We start from the raw sequence: 15010 nt of genomic DNA on the forward strand, positions 1-15010 counted from the left end.
GACGTGGCGGTATTATCTTTGTATTCATATATGGACCCGATAACGACCGGTTTGGGGACGAACCTGCTTGCGGCGGGGCTACTGAATCAGGGGAAGAAACGGTATCAGCAATTCCAGGCAGTGTGTCGAAAGGCAGATTTTCACGCGGAGATCGATGCGATTGAGACGGAGTTTCACAACAGCCTTCGCACCGCGATCGAGGAGTGCACTACAGCGCACGAGCTAGACGATTTGGCGGATATTGGAGACCACTGGGAAACCGTCATTGAGCGTCTTGAGCTCTCGGCTGGGGCGGACGATGAGGCCGATCGACTGGTGTTTACGAGCGAACAAGAGGCCATCAACCGAGTGGCACAGGAGATCGGAACCGTCTGTAGATATGACCTGGAGACAAATCCCCAACTGGAACAGGCTCTCAAGCGTGCCGTTACCGAAGCCTACAAAGAAGCCGTTGGTTCGTTCGGTGAGCGCCTCGTCGACGCCGGATTGGACCAGCAGTTCGTCGCCGAGGCGAACATCGAGGAACTGGCAGCCATCGATGCGCTCCAGGACCGCCTGGCAGAGATGCACGACCGCCTCTCCCATCCCCGATTGTATGAGCTGTACCACGGGAATGCAGCCGGTCGCCGCCAGGCAAGTCAGATGATCGATCCGCAAGCGCTTGAATTCGTTTCCAGGCCTGAACTGGACGACAACCGCGATGTCCAGCGCCTGTTGGTTCTTGGCCCTGGTGGGTCGGGAAAGTCGCGAGCGCTGGCCGAGTTCGTTGCCACTGCGGATCAAACAATCGAGCACATCATCCGCCCGAAAGCTGTCCTCCATACTGTTACCGACCTCCAGCCCCTCCGGAGTGAATCATTTCAGGGTGATGTACTGCTCGTCTGGGACGATATCCATGCGATAAGTCCTGAGACGGGAAACACCGTGTTCCGAAAGGCTGTCTTCGAACTCGAGGAATTCCTCAGTCCGGAGCATGAGCTGCACGTGATCGCAGCGGCTCAATCCAAATGGGTGAATTTACTTCCTGGGAATATCGAGCGGGCAGACTCGCCGTTGTGGTCAGGATTCGAGATCGTCGAGTTGGGTGATTTAACGGAGGATTCGATTGGGACGTTGTTCGATCGGGTGGTAGCGAAAGAAGGGGTTGTTGTGCCCGAGAGGGTTCGAACCGCGTTCGTCGAGAAGGCCAAGAAGACTGATCCCTCACCGCTGTACATCACTTCCGTCGTGGAGACCGTCAACGGGATGCAGGTAACAATGAAGGATATCGAGAGGCTGCCCGAGGATGCACTCACCATCTGGCAGGAGCAGTACGAGGCCATCAAGGCTGCGAACGATGAACGACGATTCATCCTCTGGGCAGTGAAACTCCTTGCTGAAGTCGGCCACTCTCAGTTGTCTTACCACTCGCTCCTCCAAGGAATCCACGCGCACGTGTTAGACCGGGATGAACTGATGTTTGAGTCGTCTCTTGAAGAGTTGTGTCGAGACCAGTGGTTTGTGCCGCAAGCTGAGACAGCAGAGAGGACGAAATACACGATCCATGACGTACAAATTAAAGCAATCGATGAGTCAGTGAATGAGCATCTCAGGGAGTACTCAACGTTTCTCTTTGAGACGGTGGAGAGGTTTCTCCCGGACACAGAGGGTATTGGGCACCGGCTACATGAGCTCTACGTAAGGTATCTCTTCAATAGATCGGTAATCTGGGATCCTCAAGTGCTTGAACAGCACTGTGAGTGGGCACTAACACTAGAACCAGAATGTGCTAGCGCTCACATCACCTATGCAAATATTCTATCGGAAACGTTGCTATCGGAAGCGTTGGACGCCTCAGAGAGGGCCAAAGAGCACTACGAGGAGGCATTAGCTATCAATTCGGAATCATCCATGGCCCATTACAACTACGCGAAGCTTCTGTCAGAGGAGGACAGCACGGTAGAGGAGGCCAAAGAGCACTACGAAAGGGCATTGGCTATCAATTCGGAATCATCCGTGGTCCATTACAACTACGCGAAGCTCTTGGAGGAAAAATTAGATATGCCAGAAAAGGCGAAGCAGCACTACAAGCAGACATTGGCTCTCGCCCCGGAGTATGGTGTATATCACTGTCGCTATGGAAATCTCTTGATTGATGAATTGGATGAACTTGAAGAGGCGAAGAGGCACTACAAGCAGGCTTTGCAGTTGTTTCAGGATGAAAGCGGTCACAGGTCGAAATTATCTACTCTTAGTGGATTAATTCACGTTCATCGAGTCTGGAACAACAATTCTATGGCATTAGACTACTGTGAGCATGCGCTAAAGGTCCATTCAGCCAATTCCAGCGATCGACGCTGGTTTGAGGGCATCCATGCTCTTCTAACAGAGACGGACAGCCGGTCGCGGTATCGTCATGGGCTGACAGCAATCTGTGACGACCAAAGTGACCTATCGCGAGATCTCTTTGAACAAGTGTGGATAAACCGTGACGACCACCTCACTGGGTCCGCGTCCACAGAGGTAGTTTTTGGTGCTGGAGTCATGCTGGCAGCCCTTACTCGGATGAACGGTGACGATTCTCAAGCGGTCGAGGAGATCCTGAGCTGTATCGAACCGTCGGTCCTTACTCCTTCTATCAGTATCCTGTACGCATCTCTAAACGGTGAATCCGCCGACTCAGTCGATGTCTCCATAACTGATGAGCCCCCTGCGGATATTCCAGCGCTCGAACGGCAAGTTGTTGCTCACATTCTGGATCATGATGAGCACTAGCTCTTACACTGGTCCCACGACTACAAACCGCTAGCAATCGATGTGGTGTACTATCGGCCCATCGTTCTTCGACTGTTCTGTGGATGGTTCCTTAAAGGAAACCAACCGTTTCTGAACAGACTGCTCAAAAGTGATGTAGAACGGGTACGCCACCGACCCCCCTGGTGTTGAGCCAGCCGACATCGAGAACCTCATTGATAAGCAGAGTGGGACGAACACCGATCGAGAGGACTACCGCGAGCTGATAGCCGCGATTGAGGCCGAAGAGTGTTCGGTGGCGACCCAGATCTCACAGCCGGCGAGTAATCACTCTTCAACACTTTTGGACACCAGATGAAGTTCAGTAAAGAGTACGCGTGGATGAGCTATTTGACGATTTCTCGCAACAGATCCAGTTCTATATACTAGTAACTATTTCCAGTAAACAGTGCAAACAATTCATTTAACAACTACTATTAACGCCCCAACTGATCGCGCTTTTGATCTTGCCCGGAATGTTGACATTCATACAGAATCAATGAGTAGAACGAACGAAACAGCAGTTGATGGCGTAACGAGTGGCCTCCTTTCATCCGGTGATAGAGTCACATGGCGTGCTCGCCACTTTGGAATTCCATTCACATTGACTGTTAAAATCACGAGTTTTGAGTATCCCTATTTCTTCCGTGATAAGATGGTAGATGGACCATTTGCTGAGCAGATTCATGACCACTACTTTGTGCCGGTGAGTACTGGAACTCAGATGGTCGATGTATTCCAATTCTCGTCTCCATTTGGAGTGCTGGGCACTATCGTTGACCGTCTATACCTTGAGCGATATCTAAGACGTCTATTAACAGTACGCAATAATCATCTTCGGCAAGTTGCTGAATCTGACAAATGGTGAACATCGGTAGAACCCATCTATATATTCCTGATTTAATTTTTGGAAAAGAATAGAAATATTATAGTCATCAGATGCTTTAACAGTACAAGTGCCAGCCTTCCACCACTAAGGATGACAACTACGAGCGCAGCGAGCGGCCTTTTTTCATCAACGCTTTTCCGGTCGGGGGGGCTCGGGCAACCCCTCCCGAAAAGAGGTGGTGGCTAGCCCCGCGTGAACGCATAGAGAATTACGATCAGTCCGCTGTTGATTAACACCAGCACGATGAGATTCACGGACTGTTGTGTGACAACATCCGTGATTCGAAGAAGCCCAGCTCCACCGATCGGAACGGTCGTCAACAGCAATATTCCAACGCTCAGCCACAGCAACGTCTGATTGTCGTTGCGTCGAAATCCACGATATCCCTGCCACCCTATGACGAGACCGCCTGCGCTGATAAGCCCGAGAACGATGAGCCTGACGAGCAGTGTCTCAGTCATGGATGGAAGAACCGACTCAGTCATTGGCCGACTCTGCACAAGGGCTGTACGTTCTCGGTGGGGCAGTACGGCCATCTCGATCCATATTCGTGTCCATTGATTTTATAGCTCATAAATTGTCACAATGATGATCACGACACCGGCCAGCCGAACCAGATTTGCACCCGTTATGACGATCCAGTGAGGGATGGTCCCCAGCGAAGCAAGCGAGAAACTCACTCCGAGCGCACCACCCCCCAGCAACACGATGCCAGCCGTGAGCCAGGCAATTCCACGATCACGTGATTCTCGATACGCACGAATTCCCTTGATCGCGATCACGAGCGAAAGGACACAGGCGAGGACAAAACTGGTAACAATCAACAGTTCGATGCCAGCGGCGACGAGCGAATCAATTGTAGTGTATTGAATTTTCATCGTGCTATCTGAGATCCTCGACGAGATCGGAGAACCGATCGGCCGGTTCGTGCGTTGTTCGTATGATTTCGACGCTGTAGGTGCCGTCTGTGAGATCGATGGCCACTCGATCGAGCCTGGATTCGAACAGCTTGTAATGGTTGCCGTCGGAAGCGACCTGCTGGTGGTCAGTAAGCAGATCGAGTGCCTGTAGCTGCTCAATTTTGCGATACACCGTCGGCAACGATGCGTCACAGCGGTCTTTCAGCGACTTTGCGGACATGGGTTCAGTGCTGGTCGCCGCAAGGATCTCGCGGGCATACCGATCATCGAGCAAGGACGCGATCTCGCTGAGATCATCATCGGTGGTCATCTACTGATCGCTCGTTGTCTGACTATCGATTGTGGGGGCTTCCTCGTCACGGAAACACGTCACAGCCGAATGACGAAGAGCACTGATAAAAACCACTGGAAGCAGTTTCAGACTGCGAAACCACTCGCCGCATCTTTTGTCCGCACTGGAGCTATCGACGTAGTGACGCAATGAATCGAGAAGACACAATTCGAACGACAAACGAATTGGAGCCATCGAAGCGATCACACAGGAGACTGCATCATGATTAACCACTACCGGAACCATACGTTCGCTGTCTGTGGGATCATCTGCGGGATCGGCCTCGTCATGATGTACTGGGGAATCATGTCCATACTTACACCGGGCATTCAGTACACATCCGGTATCAGCTGGTTGGATCGCTTTATGCAAACGGTAGCTCAATTCGTCTGGGTCCTTGCAGCTGGTGGCTTGTTGCTGATCATCGGAACGCTTCCGGGTAGTATCGTCCTGGCACGACGATACTATTGGATCCGGGGTATTTTCACTATTTTGTGCGCCATCGCCATCTGTTTCGGTGGCTTCCTGACGTTCGCCTCGCTCAATCGGTTCTATGGATTGATCTACTTTTTCCCTATTTACTTCAGCGGCCTCCTGCTGGGTGCAATTGCATTCGAGACCCACGAGACATTCCCCAACGTGTGGCGATGACCTAGCCGAAAATGATAGAACTCGTCTAGAAGGGCCGTACAATGAGATTGTGGGCGTAGTTTGCGATTATTCACGACACATTCGGACAATTTCTGTCGCAGCATTCCCAATCCCTGAAAGTACCGGAATTGACGAATCTGTACAGCGCTCCCGGATCGAAACGTCGCTTTGCTCTCCCGCCTTAGAAGCTCCAAGCGAACTTACTGACCATCCAGACTCATCTCAACTGCTCGTTCGACGTGAAGCGCCGTCGTGTCGAACAACGGCATAGCAGGTCGATCAGCCTGTTCAATAAGCATCTCAATCTCTGTACAGCCGAGTACGACTCCCTCTGCGCCCATTGCTTCCATCGCATCCACAGCGTCCAGATATCGCTCACGAGAGGCTTCGCTAACGACGCCTTTCGTCAACTCCTCAAAAATGATCCTGTTGATTTCTGCTCGCTCCGATGGCTCCGGAACGACGACATCGATGCCGTGCTCAGCAAACCGATCGCGATAAAACGGCTGTTCCATCGTCGTTGTTGTGCCCAATATCCCGACCGTTCCAATGTCTGCCGCACAGATTGCATCCGCCGCCACATCGACGATATGCACGAACGGAATCGAGATCGCTGAATCGATGGCGCTTGCAACCCTGTGCATCGTATTCGTCGCCATGACGATGAATGCCGCACCGCCGCGTTCGAGTGCCTGTGCTGCCTCGCCGAGATACTCGCCAGCGCGATCGAACTGCTCGGTGCGAATGAACCGCTCGATGGTCGCGAAATTGACGCTCCGGATCAGCACCTCACCAGCCCCATGACCACCCAGTTCGTTGTTGATACCCGCATTGATCTGGCGGTAGTAGGTAACGGTCGATTCGCTGCTCATGCCGCCGAGCACGCCGACGGTCTGGATATCGTCTGTGTCAGACATGTGATTTCACTCGTTTGTGTGGATCTCGAAGCAGGGTGACCCACACTCGTGGCAAGCAGAGATGGCCCATCAGTAACAGCCTGCCATAGAAGGGAGCAGGACAGAAACTCACTCGGAGCCAAGCAGCTTCGCTTCTGCTTTCCGGAGATGTTCGAGAAACGTGGCCTTCGAAACGTCGAGATCGGCCGCGAGCGCTTTGACGGAAACGTCCCGTGGCCACGCATAATACCCCCTGCTTCGTGCCAACTCGAACGCCTCGCGCTGACAGGCGGTGAGCTCCGTTGCTGGGGATGACTGTGTCTGAGTGGTCGTCTCGACCGGTGAAAGACGACGAACTGTGATCTCAGCGTCGCGATCGCGCCCAATTTCGGCAAGCGTTCGCTGGAACCGGCGACGGGGAGCGTACACGAGCAATTCCCAGGTTTCGAGCCCGCCATCGATCCGATACGTGCCATCAAGTACGAATCCACGCTCGAAAAACGCCGCTCCCATTCCATCGGCTGCGTCGTATTCGATGAACACGTCCTGGGTGGCGTGGCCAATGCTCGATCGGGAAACTGGTGTGCAGGTGCTGTCCGCAAGTCGTTCGATCGTCTCGATGAACTGCACGTCTTTTGCGACCTCGATCGCCTGTGCGATGTGCTCCGGTGATTCACCATGGATCGTACACCGCTCGTACGCAGAGGAGCCGGTAACAGCGACGCCATGGCCGACGAGACTACTCCCCACCTCGTTCGTCGAAATGATTCCCCAACAGTCTGGATGCCACACGTCCAGTGTCACCTGTAGCAGTTCTCGGTCGCCGGTCATTCTCGATCACTGATTGTGCCTATCTTTTCATCGAGATTTGATGAAACTATGGATCGATGCGGCCACTCACGCGATGGTGTAGGCTCCGAGCCGGCGCACTGCAAAAAGGTACGCGCATCCAACTCCCAGGATACCACAGCCGATAGCCAACGAAGCCAGCAACGTTAGCTGTCCAGCACTCACCAGGATATCGAACGGAAGCCACTGCGAGAGCTGGACGCTGAATAGCTGTGCCACGGCATCATCCGAGACGGTCGCCACTGCCATCCCTTGTACGGAAACCAGCGTCGAAAGGCTACCGTAGGCGACCTTGCTCGGTGGAACTGCTCGCCGTGATCCGCCGAAATCGACGTGTTCGAACCGGGGGAACGCCGAACCGATACCGATAGCGAACACCGACGTTATGAAAAGGGCACCGACTGTAACCACCGCGAGCAAGCTCAGTTGTGCTCCCGACCGTCCGGCGATCAGTCCGCTCGCGACGGTGAGTACAATAGCCACCGGTGCTGTCGGGAGAAGCGCCGCGAGCAGGTGGCCACGGACGAGCTGGTGGCCGGTGACGGGTGCACTCAGAACAGCGGGGAGTGTGGCTCCCTGATTGCCGAGGGGATTCAGAGGAATTGCAACACTGGCCGCCCACGCGCAGTACCACACCACGAGCCAGGGGGTAAACCAGGGCAACGTGCCACTCGAATACAGCTGTTCGGCCATAGGAATGGCCCCAATGAGCGGATAGGCGACGAACACCAGCTGTGACGGAGCGCGATAGACGCGCCGGAGTGTCGTACTAGCAATGGCCATTGTTGCTGGTGTCTGGCTCACCAGCCCGACCACGGCATCGAGTCGAGACTGTGGAACCGAACTGCTGCTCGAATCTGAACGAGGGGGGTGAACCGGTGTCGCTCGCCAGGCAAACCGTGCGGCAGTCGGTGCGATTGTGAGCCCACCCAGAACTACCACGCCCGAAACCCCAATTGCAGTCGCTGCCGAAAGCGGACGAACGGTTGCGTCTGGTGTGGTACTCAACCCGAGCGCGCCAAGCCACGTGAACGGCGGCCCACTGAGCACCGACTCCAGTGCTGCGATCGCAGCGACGAAATCGCCCGTCACGACAGTTCCGACATATGCGGTCGCGAGCAAGACGCCAACGACCGGCTTGAGTCGAGAGAGTAGTGTCGATCGGTGGACGACACCCTTTAACGCGAGACCGATCGGATACCCGACGGCCACCCCTGTCGAGAGCACCACGACAATCCCACAAATGCCCCCAACGACCGGCAACAGTGAGCCACTCCCAACCGAGAGTCCAAGATATCCACCAACGATTGGTGGACACAACAACACGGCGAATTTACAGACCGAAGCGAGCAGCTTTCCACCCACCAGATCAGGGAGCCGAACGATGGTGAGATACTGACCGTCGTGTGTGAGATCACCATTGCTTCCGAACGCATCGAGGGTGAACATCACCACAAAAAACAGCCACAGGACTCCACAGAGAAACACGAACTGATCGATCAATCCAGCTGTGGGCACACCGGCATCGAACGCCGAGCCCAGCTTGAGCATGAACGTGTACGATTGCACGGTTGCAAACACCACGCCAATGGCAGAGAGCACTCCGTACAACTGCCAGAAATCCTGTGTCCGAAGCCACCGCCAGCCCCGGCGGAGTTCAATCCTCGTCAGTTCGACGCTGACCGCTGGTGATGGAAACTGCACGTGACCGTAGGGCCACGTCGAAGTGGGCCGAGCCCCATCGTTGCATTCACTGGCGGACCCCGTCATCGGTGATGCACGCTCTTCATTGGCCTCGTGTGTCGTCATCGACCGCTTGGTCGGTCTGCTTTGCAGTCAGTGCCAGAAACGCGCGTTCGAGTCCGGCGTCCTCGTCCGCCTTTGCCCGCTGTTTGAGTTCACTCGGCGTTCCCTCGGCGAGCAACCGTCCATTGTCGATCACGCCGATCCTGTCGGCAAGCTCGTCGGCGACGGACAATATGTGGGTCGAGAGGAACACCGTCCGTTGCTGGGTGACCAACGATCCGATCGTGTCCCGGACTGTTCGAGCAGCGCGAGGATCCAGTCCGGATGTCGGTTCGTCCAGCAACACGACCGACGGCTCGTGAACGATTGCCGCGATCAATCCTACCTTCTTCATCATCCCCGTCGAGTACGCTCCGATCCGTCGATCCGCATCAGCCAACAGATCGAATCGCGATAGCAACCGTTCGATTCGCTCGTCAGCGAAATCGTCGGACAGTCCATGCAACCGGGCGACGTGACGGAGGTGCTCCCAGCCAGTGAGCTCGTCGAACACGGGCGGTTCGGCCGGGAGATATCCAATTCGTTCGGTGAGTGTTGGCCGGTCCGTGATCGACACACCATCGACGGTCGCAGCTCCGGCTGTCGGCGGTGTCAGCGTCGTTAATAACCGCATCGTTGTGGTCTTTCCCGCGCCGTTTGGCCCGAGAAATCCGTACACTGACCCCGACGGAATCGACAGCGAGAGATCTGTAATAGCAGTTGTGTCCCCGTATCGTTTCGTGAGACCGTCCGTCGTGATCGCTGGGATACTCACGTCGGTCGGGCCTCCACGATATGTTGTTTCATTGTATCTAAGCCAGAGCCACCACGAGATGATGAGCGTTTGGCGAACGAAATTTCTATTTGAGATAGTACATAATTGGGTGGGTCACGGCATCGCTGTGAGCGAAGCGTCAATCACACCGGCAGTTTCAGAAAGCGTGACGGCCAGCAACTCGCGTTCGAGACCAATCTCGAACGATATCGACGCAGGGTCGCTATCCGGTGGGGCAGCCTGGGGATCACTCCGTGCGAACTCCTGTTGCCACCAGAATCGGTCGTATATCGATCGATCGTGATGGTGATAGAGCAGTCGAAGTTCGGGGAGAGAAACGAGACAGAGCCCGGCGGGAGCGTCAAGGGTGCTCCCACAGGGTCCACATGGCGCACGAAATCTGAGGGCTCGGTTCGGTGCATCAACCCGTTCGATCGCAGTGTCGATCGGTGAGAAACAGTCCGGGCAGACTCCAGTGTGAGCCACCTCAATCGTGTGGAAAAATTCCCGTGTTGCGATGTCGATGACCGGCTCAATCCGCTCCACACGGGCGGCGTTGGGCGCGAGTGCCCACACGAACAGCTGGTGGTCGTTCGGACAGGACACCTGCAAAACGCCGTTGTCGTATTTGCCAATTGGCCGTCCACTGCAGATCGGACAGCTCGAATCAAGCTCCGTCGGCCCCACCGTTGCGTGGTCCGTGTACGTGCCACGGACGATCGCGGAGACGACCTGCCCGCCTGCTGCCGTGAGATGATATTGGCCAGCAGCCGTTTGTTCGACGAACAGCCCACGTAACTGTTCGAGATGATACCGGAACCGGCCCGAGTCTGTAACACCAACACGCTTCCGAAGCGTTGAAAATGGGAGTCCTGGCCCGTTTGACTGCGATTTGGTCCGGTCACGGTCGGCCAGGGTCTCGATAATACCAACACGTACGGGATCACCGAGCGCAGCAAACGCCTCCGATGGATCGTTGCCACCCTCTGCTTTCCGTGTCATGGCAGTCGCTATGTGCTCAGCACTCGTTTCAGTTGGGCTCGATTTATCAGAGATGTCGCTCGAGACCCCAGAAGACAATACTACAGAAGTGCTGACAAATCCTCCATCACTCGAATGGCAGTGGCCAGACCCACCGATCACTTACACCGAAACTGTATTCTCTACTTGACAATGAAAATTATTATCGATGCATACACGCCATCCGTTTCAGGGCAGTAGTTCTGGAGCAATTGCAATTCAATTCGCTGGACTGAACTCTGAGCGTCTTCATCGACCGTGGATCTCCTTTCGAGCATGAGCACGCACACATTCGAGATGAGACAGCTCACGGACACAATCCAGGACCATCTTGACGACGAGCGGTTCTGGCTTGCGCTTGCGCTCGCCATTTCGAGCGTGATCGTGTGGATATACTACACAACGCATCCGTATCCAGCGTACGGTGGCGGCCTCTATCTCGAAATCGTAGAGACGCTACGTGCAAACAGTTTCCGACCACCACAAACGATCGCTCACTACACCGCCGATGGAATTCCGTTCGCCTATCCGCCGTTGTTGTTCTATGGCTATGCGATCGCCGGCGATCTCGGCGTTGATCTCTTTGAGCTGATGCGCATTTTCCCCGGCGTGGTGACGACCGTCGCGCTCATCCCCTACTACTACTTGGCACGCGAACTGCTGGGAGATTCGCGCACGGCTGGTGTCGCTACGGTGGCCTACGCCACGATTCCCGCCGCGAGCCAGTGGCACATCACCGGTGGCGGTTTTATCCGCGCTCCAGCGCTGTTGCTTTTACTCACCGGCCTCTACTGTAGTGTCAGATTATTCGATACTGGCGGTCGTCGCTGGCTTGGAGGGTCAAGTATGCTGTTTGGGCTGACGGTGCTCACACACCCACAGTACGCAACGCTGTTCGGAGTGAGTGCTCTGCTCTACTATCTCTGGAACCACCGAACTCGGGTGGGGCTCGTCCATGGCGCGATCGTCGCTGGGGGTGGACTCCTCATCGCCAGCCCGTGGTGGCTCCGCGTTGTGAGTGTCTACGGAATAACGCCGCTTACGAGCGCAGCAAGCACCCATGGCGGTCTGTTGAATCCGCCGTGGGTGGTGATTGATCAGCTGCTGGGACCACTGTTCGGGTGGCCGACGATGGCGATTGTCCACCTCGTGCTACTTTGTAGCTGTGTCTATGCACTCATCAAACGACAATCGTTCGTGTTGGTGTGGCTCCTCGTTGTGGCGCAGTACTCTGGGGCCCCTCGATACTGCTTCATTCCCGGAGCGTTGCTCATTGGAGCGCTACTCGCGGAGTTCGTACCCCAGGCGTACAATCGATGGACTGCGCCGGAGTCAGTATCTACAGGAGCTTTCGCCTGGGGGATTGGGCTACTCATCTGTCTCGGAGCCGCTGGTGGGGCAATGTACGGTGGGATCGCCGTCGCCCCCACCGGCTATGCGCCGTACATCTCCAGCGATGATGTTACTGCCATGGGATGGGTCCGTGAGGAAACAGCCCCTGGAGACGAGTTCGTCGTTGTCGGCGACGTAGCAGACTGGTTCCCACATTATGCAGAGCGCACCTCTCTCGTCAGTCCGTGGGGGGCCGAATGGGTACCCGGACAGTATTCTCACCACAATGAAATGACGGCTGCACTTGTTGCATGTAAGCGTGCAAACTGTCTCTCCGACGTTCTCGCCAATTATTCACTCTCACCCGAATATCTGTACGTTCCGAACGGGCGGGTGACTGCAGGCGGATTCGATTACCAACAGCCACCAACAATGCGACAGTCACTCGCCGCAAGTGATCGATATCGAATCGTCTACACCAATCCCGATGTGACAATTGTCGGCGTCAATTCATAATACCGATAGTTCATAAAAGCAATATTAGTCAACTAGATAAACAATATTGAGTTCTGAGATGAATGCGGAGAACTACCCGAGATCGACCACAAAATGTATATAACCGTTACGTGACAGTATGGTCGATGGTTCGGAAAATCGATGCTGTCACCATTTTAGTCATTATACTGATACTACTTTCTGGTTGTTCTGAAAATAAACCAACAGGATCAGTGATGACGCCAACGGACAGTGCTGAAACGACACCATTCGATCACACATCAACAAAGCTGGCGGACCAGACAGCAACTTCGACGGCGGCAAAAACACAATCAGGGTCCGCAGATCCGTCCGTAACCCCAACACACACGACAACAGGTACACCGATCAGGACAGTCTCTCCAGTACAGACAACGGATACAGGGAATCTAACGGGGACACCAGTTGGAACGGAGGCCAATAACACACCCGAGCGGACACCGACAGTTGCGCCAACAACAACGGAGGCGACGACAGCGACCGAAACAGCCACTCCAACAGCAACATCTACACAAACGGAGACCACGGACACACCTGTTGTGACGCCAACACCCAGCGGAAACGAAAGTGATCCGTACGACTGTTCGGATTTCGATAGCTGGCAGGCGGCACAGGAAGTTCTCGATTCCACACCTGGCGACCCTTCGGAACTCGACGAGAACGACAACGGAATTGCCTGTGAAAGCCTTCGGGAGTAGGCTTTAGGTCATCTCAAGTTCATTCGGTGCGGGTTGTGACCGTTCGGCTGGCAATCTGCCGGGACCTCATCGACCGGAACTGATAGCACGGCGACCAGCCCTGCATTGGGCCAGGCACCTAGAAGGCGGTTGGGGGTGGAATGACCGCCGCCGGTGGGAGAACGAACCAGTAGCACCAGAATCAACCACCCTCGGTATCAGCCACAGCTTGCAAGCCAAGGGTCCGTTTTTCACAGCGGTTCACTGGAGGGAGTCGTCTGATACCAGGATGAGCGAAAAAGAAACAGCCAATGGCGATTGACAACACGCCAACACCATACAGCGCTGTGGGCGGCGAGAACTGCCCGGCAACAATTCCGCCAAGTAGGCTCCCAAGCGGCGCAACTCCGGAGAGACAGGATCGAATCAACGCGCTCACGCGGCCCAGCAACTGCTCTGCGACCACACTCTGTACCATCGTGGTGAAAATCACGGTGAACGCACCACCAGGAAGTGAACTGGCGAACAACAACAGCGCCGTTGGGGTGAGTTCGGAGACGCCCACTGCCACGAGCAACAACGCACCATTTGCGATGGTCGACCCGATTGCGAGCGTGCCTAATGAGTGAGAGTCGAGCACTGATGCCCCAGCTGCCCCGAGGATCCCACCGAGACCGATCGCACCAACAAACACACCATACGCCACCGGCCCGCCGACGGTTGACGCGTACGCGGGCAAAATCACCGACACTGCAGCTGCACCCAGATTGCTCATCGCTAATCCACCCAGCAACACCAGAAGAGTAGACCCACGAACGTACGAAACTCCATCACGCAGCGCTGTGCTATAGCTATCGATTGATCGAGATGAATTTCGAATCGGCTCGCCATCGGAGATTGCAATGCCCCGAAAACAGATTGCTGCTATGACAAAGGTGCCGGCATCAATTAGATACAGCCCAATTGGACCAATGATCCCAATAAGTAGTCCACCAACTGCGTTGGCGATCGCATCGACGGTTCGCAATGAGGTTGAAAACAGCGAATTCGCCCGTGTGAGTGCATCTTCCGAAACAATCCGCGGGAGTGAGGCGGTCTGTGCGGGATACACGAATCCGTTGACGGTGTACAACACCGGGATGACAGTGAGTATGAGCCATACTGGCTGCTGACCGGAGAGTGCTACAACTGGGATGATCAGTACACCAACACAGTTGACACCCTGTGACCACAGGAGGATCGACCGGAGCGGCCACCGATCAACGAGCGGACCGACAAAGACACTCAGCAAATCCGGGAGTCGAATGAGTGCGCCACCAATCGCAGTGTACACTGGCGAGTGAGTCAGCTCCCAGAGCAACCACATCGTAGCTATATAGTACAGGCTATCACCGCAGTCCGTACTCACCCGACCAGCGAACAACCGAACGAACGTTCCATTTTGGAGTAGATCGCGCACAGCGGTCGCTCTCTCCCTGACGCATTAAATGTAATCTGAATAATATTTCTGTGTATTCCGAAACAGAAGCGCATTTCTGTCAGCTGATCGTTTCGTTGGCGACACCACCCTTTCCTTGCT

The 15010-nt window shown here is 55.0% G+C and carries 14 protein-coding genes; 5 read left to right on the forward strand and 9 right to left on the reverse strand.

Annotation, left to right across the window (positions count from 1 at the left end; all coding sequences use genetic code 11):
- Positions 1–30: 30 nt before the first annotated feature.
- Both JXQ78_RS03755 and JXQ78_RS03760 read left to right on the forward strand, forming a co-directional pair.
- On the forward strand, positions 31–2754 hold the full coding sequence (locus JXQ78_RS03755) for a hypothetical protein (protein WP_330632142.1): 2724 nt from the start codon (positions 31–33) through the stop codon (positions 2752–2754).
- Positions 2755–3181: 427 nt separating this feature from the next.
- Entirely contained in the window at positions 3182–3640 is a 459-nt protein-coding gene (locus JXQ78_RS03760) for an SRPBCC family protein (RefSeq protein ID WP_330632143.1), read from the forward strand.
- A gap of 203 nt (positions 3641–3843) precedes the next feature.
- Here the strand turns inward: JXQ78_RS03760 and JXQ78_RS03765 are convergent, their stop codons facing one another.
- The 3 genes from JXQ78_RS03765 to JXQ78_RS03775 all read right to left on the reverse strand — a co-directional run bounded on the left by JXQ78_RS03765 (position 3844) and on the right by JXQ78_RS03775 (position 4891).
- The gene (locus tag JXQ78_RS03765) at positions 3844–4146 is read right to left on the reverse strand and encodes a DUF7521 family protein (protein ID WP_330632144.1); all 303 of its coding nucleotides are present in this window, start codon (positions 4144–4146) and stop codon (positions 3844–3846) included.
- 78 nt (positions 4147–4224) lie between these two features.
- The gene (locus JXQ78_RS03770; protein ID WP_330632145.1) at positions 4225–4539 is read right to left on the reverse strand and encodes a hypothetical protein; all 315 of its coding nucleotides are present in this window, start codon (positions 4537–4539) and stop codon (positions 4225–4227) included.
- 4 nt (positions 4540–4543) lie between these two features.
- Complete coding sequence (locus JXQ78_RS03775) at positions 4544–4891, reverse strand: helix-turn-helix domain-containing protein (protein ID WP_330632146.1); 348 nt, start codon at positions 4889–4891, stop codon at positions 4544–4546.
- A gap of 243 nt (positions 4892–5134) precedes the next feature.
- Here JXQ78_RS03775 and JXQ78_RS03780 point away from each other — a divergent pair, with 243 nt between their 5' ends.
- Entirely contained in the window at positions 5135–5563 is a 429-nt protein-coding gene (locus JXQ78_RS03780) for a hypothetical protein (RefSeq protein ID WP_330632147.1), read from the forward strand.
- Between the two features lie 200 nt (positions 5564–5763).
- On the opposite strand, the gene JXQ78_RS03785 is transcribed toward JXQ78_RS03780, so the two are convergent.
- The 5 genes from JXQ78_RS03785 to JXQ78_RS03805 form a co-directional block, all read right to left on the reverse strand.
- Positions 5764–6480, reverse strand: a complete 717-nt coding sequence (locus JXQ78_RS03785) for an aspartate/glutamate racemase family protein (RefSeq protein ID WP_330632148.1) — start codon at positions 6478–6480, stop codon at positions 5764–5766.
- A 108-nt stretch (positions 6481–6588) separates the two neighbouring features.
- A complete protein-coding gene (locus JXQ78_RS03790; protein ID WP_330632149.1) occupies positions 6589–7290 on the reverse strand; it encodes a helix-turn-helix domain-containing protein in 702 nt (233 codons plus the stop codon).
- Positions 7291–7356: 66 nt separating this feature from the next.
- Positions 7357–9117 carry a hypothetical protein gene (locus JXQ78_RS03795; RefSeq protein ID WP_330632150.1) on the reverse strand — a complete coding sequence of 587 codons (1761 nt, stop codon included), beginning with the start codon at positions 9115–9117 and terminating at the stop codon, positions 7357–7359.
- Complete coding sequence (locus tag JXQ78_RS03800; protein ID WP_330632151.1) at positions 9095–9868, reverse strand: ABC transporter ATP-binding protein; 774 nt, start codon at positions 9866–9868, stop codon at positions 9095–9097. Before JXQ78_RS03800 ends, JXQ78_RS03795 begins: the two co-directional genes overlap by 23 nt.
- Before the next feature lie 114 nt (positions 9869–9982).
- Positions 9983–10870 carry a winged helix-turn-helix domain-containing protein gene (locus JXQ78_RS03805; RefSeq protein WP_330632152.1) on the reverse strand — a complete coding sequence of 296 codons (888 nt, stop codon included), beginning with the start codon at positions 10868–10870 and terminating at the stop codon, positions 9983–9985.
- A 294-nt stretch (positions 10871–11164) separates the two neighbouring features.
- On the opposite strand from JXQ78_RS03805, the gene JXQ78_RS03810 reads away from it, so the two are divergent.
- On the forward strand, positions 11165–12736 hold the full coding sequence (locus JXQ78_RS03810; RefSeq protein WP_330632153.1) for a glycosyltransferase family 39 protein: 1572 nt from the start codon (positions 11165–11167) through the stop codon (positions 12734–12736).
- 215 nt (positions 12737–12951) lie between these two features.
- Positions 12952–13452, forward strand: coding sequence for a hypothetical protein (locus JXQ78_RS03815; RefSeq protein WP_330632154.1), 501 nt, complete (start codon positions 12952–12954; stop codon positions 13450–13452).
- A gap of 181 nt (positions 13453–13633) precedes the next feature.
- Here JXQ78_RS03815 and JXQ78_RS03820 read toward each other — a convergent pair whose 3' ends face one another.
- Positions 13634–14890 carry an MFS transporter gene (locus JXQ78_RS03820; RefSeq protein WP_330632155.1) on the reverse strand — a complete coding sequence of 419 codons (1257 nt, stop codon included), beginning with the start codon at positions 14888–14890 and terminating at the stop codon, positions 13634–13636.
- Between the last annotated feature and the right edge of the window lie 120 nt (positions 14891–15010).

Source organism: Halocatena halophila, from assembly GCA_027563145.1.
Taxonomy (GTDB): domain Archaea; phylum Halobacteriota; class Halobacteria; order Halobacteriales; family Haloarculaceae; genus Halocatena; species Halocatena halophila.

Coding starts and splice junctions, on each gene's coding strand:
- JXQ78_RS03755 (WP_330632142.1), top strand. CDS start 31: ATGGACCCGATAACGACCGGTTTGGGGACGAACCTGCTTGCGGCGGGG.
- JXQ78_RS03765 (WP_330632144.1), bottom strand. CDS start 4,146: ATGACTGAGTCGGTTCTTCCATCCATGACTGAGACACTGCTCGTCAGG.
- JXQ78_RS03770 (WP_330632145.1), bottom strand. CDS start 4,539: ATGAAAATTCAATACACTACAATTGATTCGCTCGTCGCCGCTGGCATC.
- JXQ78_RS03775 (WP_330632146.1), bottom strand. CDS start 4,891: ATGACCACCGATGATGATCTCAGCGAGATCGCGTCCTTGCTCGATGAT.
- JXQ78_RS03780 (WP_330632147.1), top strand. CDS start 5,135: ATGATTAACCACTACCGGAACCATACGTTCGCTGTCTGTGGGATCATC.
- JXQ78_RS03785 (WP_330632148.1), bottom strand. CDS start 6,480: ATGTCTGACACAGACGATATCCAGACCGTCGGCGTGCTCGGCGGCATG.
- JXQ78_RS03790 (WP_330632149.1), bottom strand. CDS start 7,290: ATGACCGGCGACCGAGAACTGCTACAGGTGACACTGGACGTGTGGCAT.
- JXQ78_RS03795 (WP_330632150.1), bottom strand. CDS start 9,117: ATGACGACACACGAGGCCAATGAAGAGCGTGCATCACCGATGACGGGG.
- JXQ78_RS03805 (WP_330632152.1), bottom strand. CDS start 10,870: ATGACACGGAAAGCAGAGGGTGGCAACGATCCATCGGAGGCGTTTGCT.
- JXQ78_RS03810 (WP_330632153.1), top strand. CDS start 11,165: ATGAGCACGCACACATTCGAGATGAGACAGCTCACGGACACAATCCAG.
- JXQ78_RS03815 (WP_330632154.1), top strand. CDS start 12,952: ATGACGCCAACGGACAGTGCTGAAACGACACCATTCGATCACACATCA.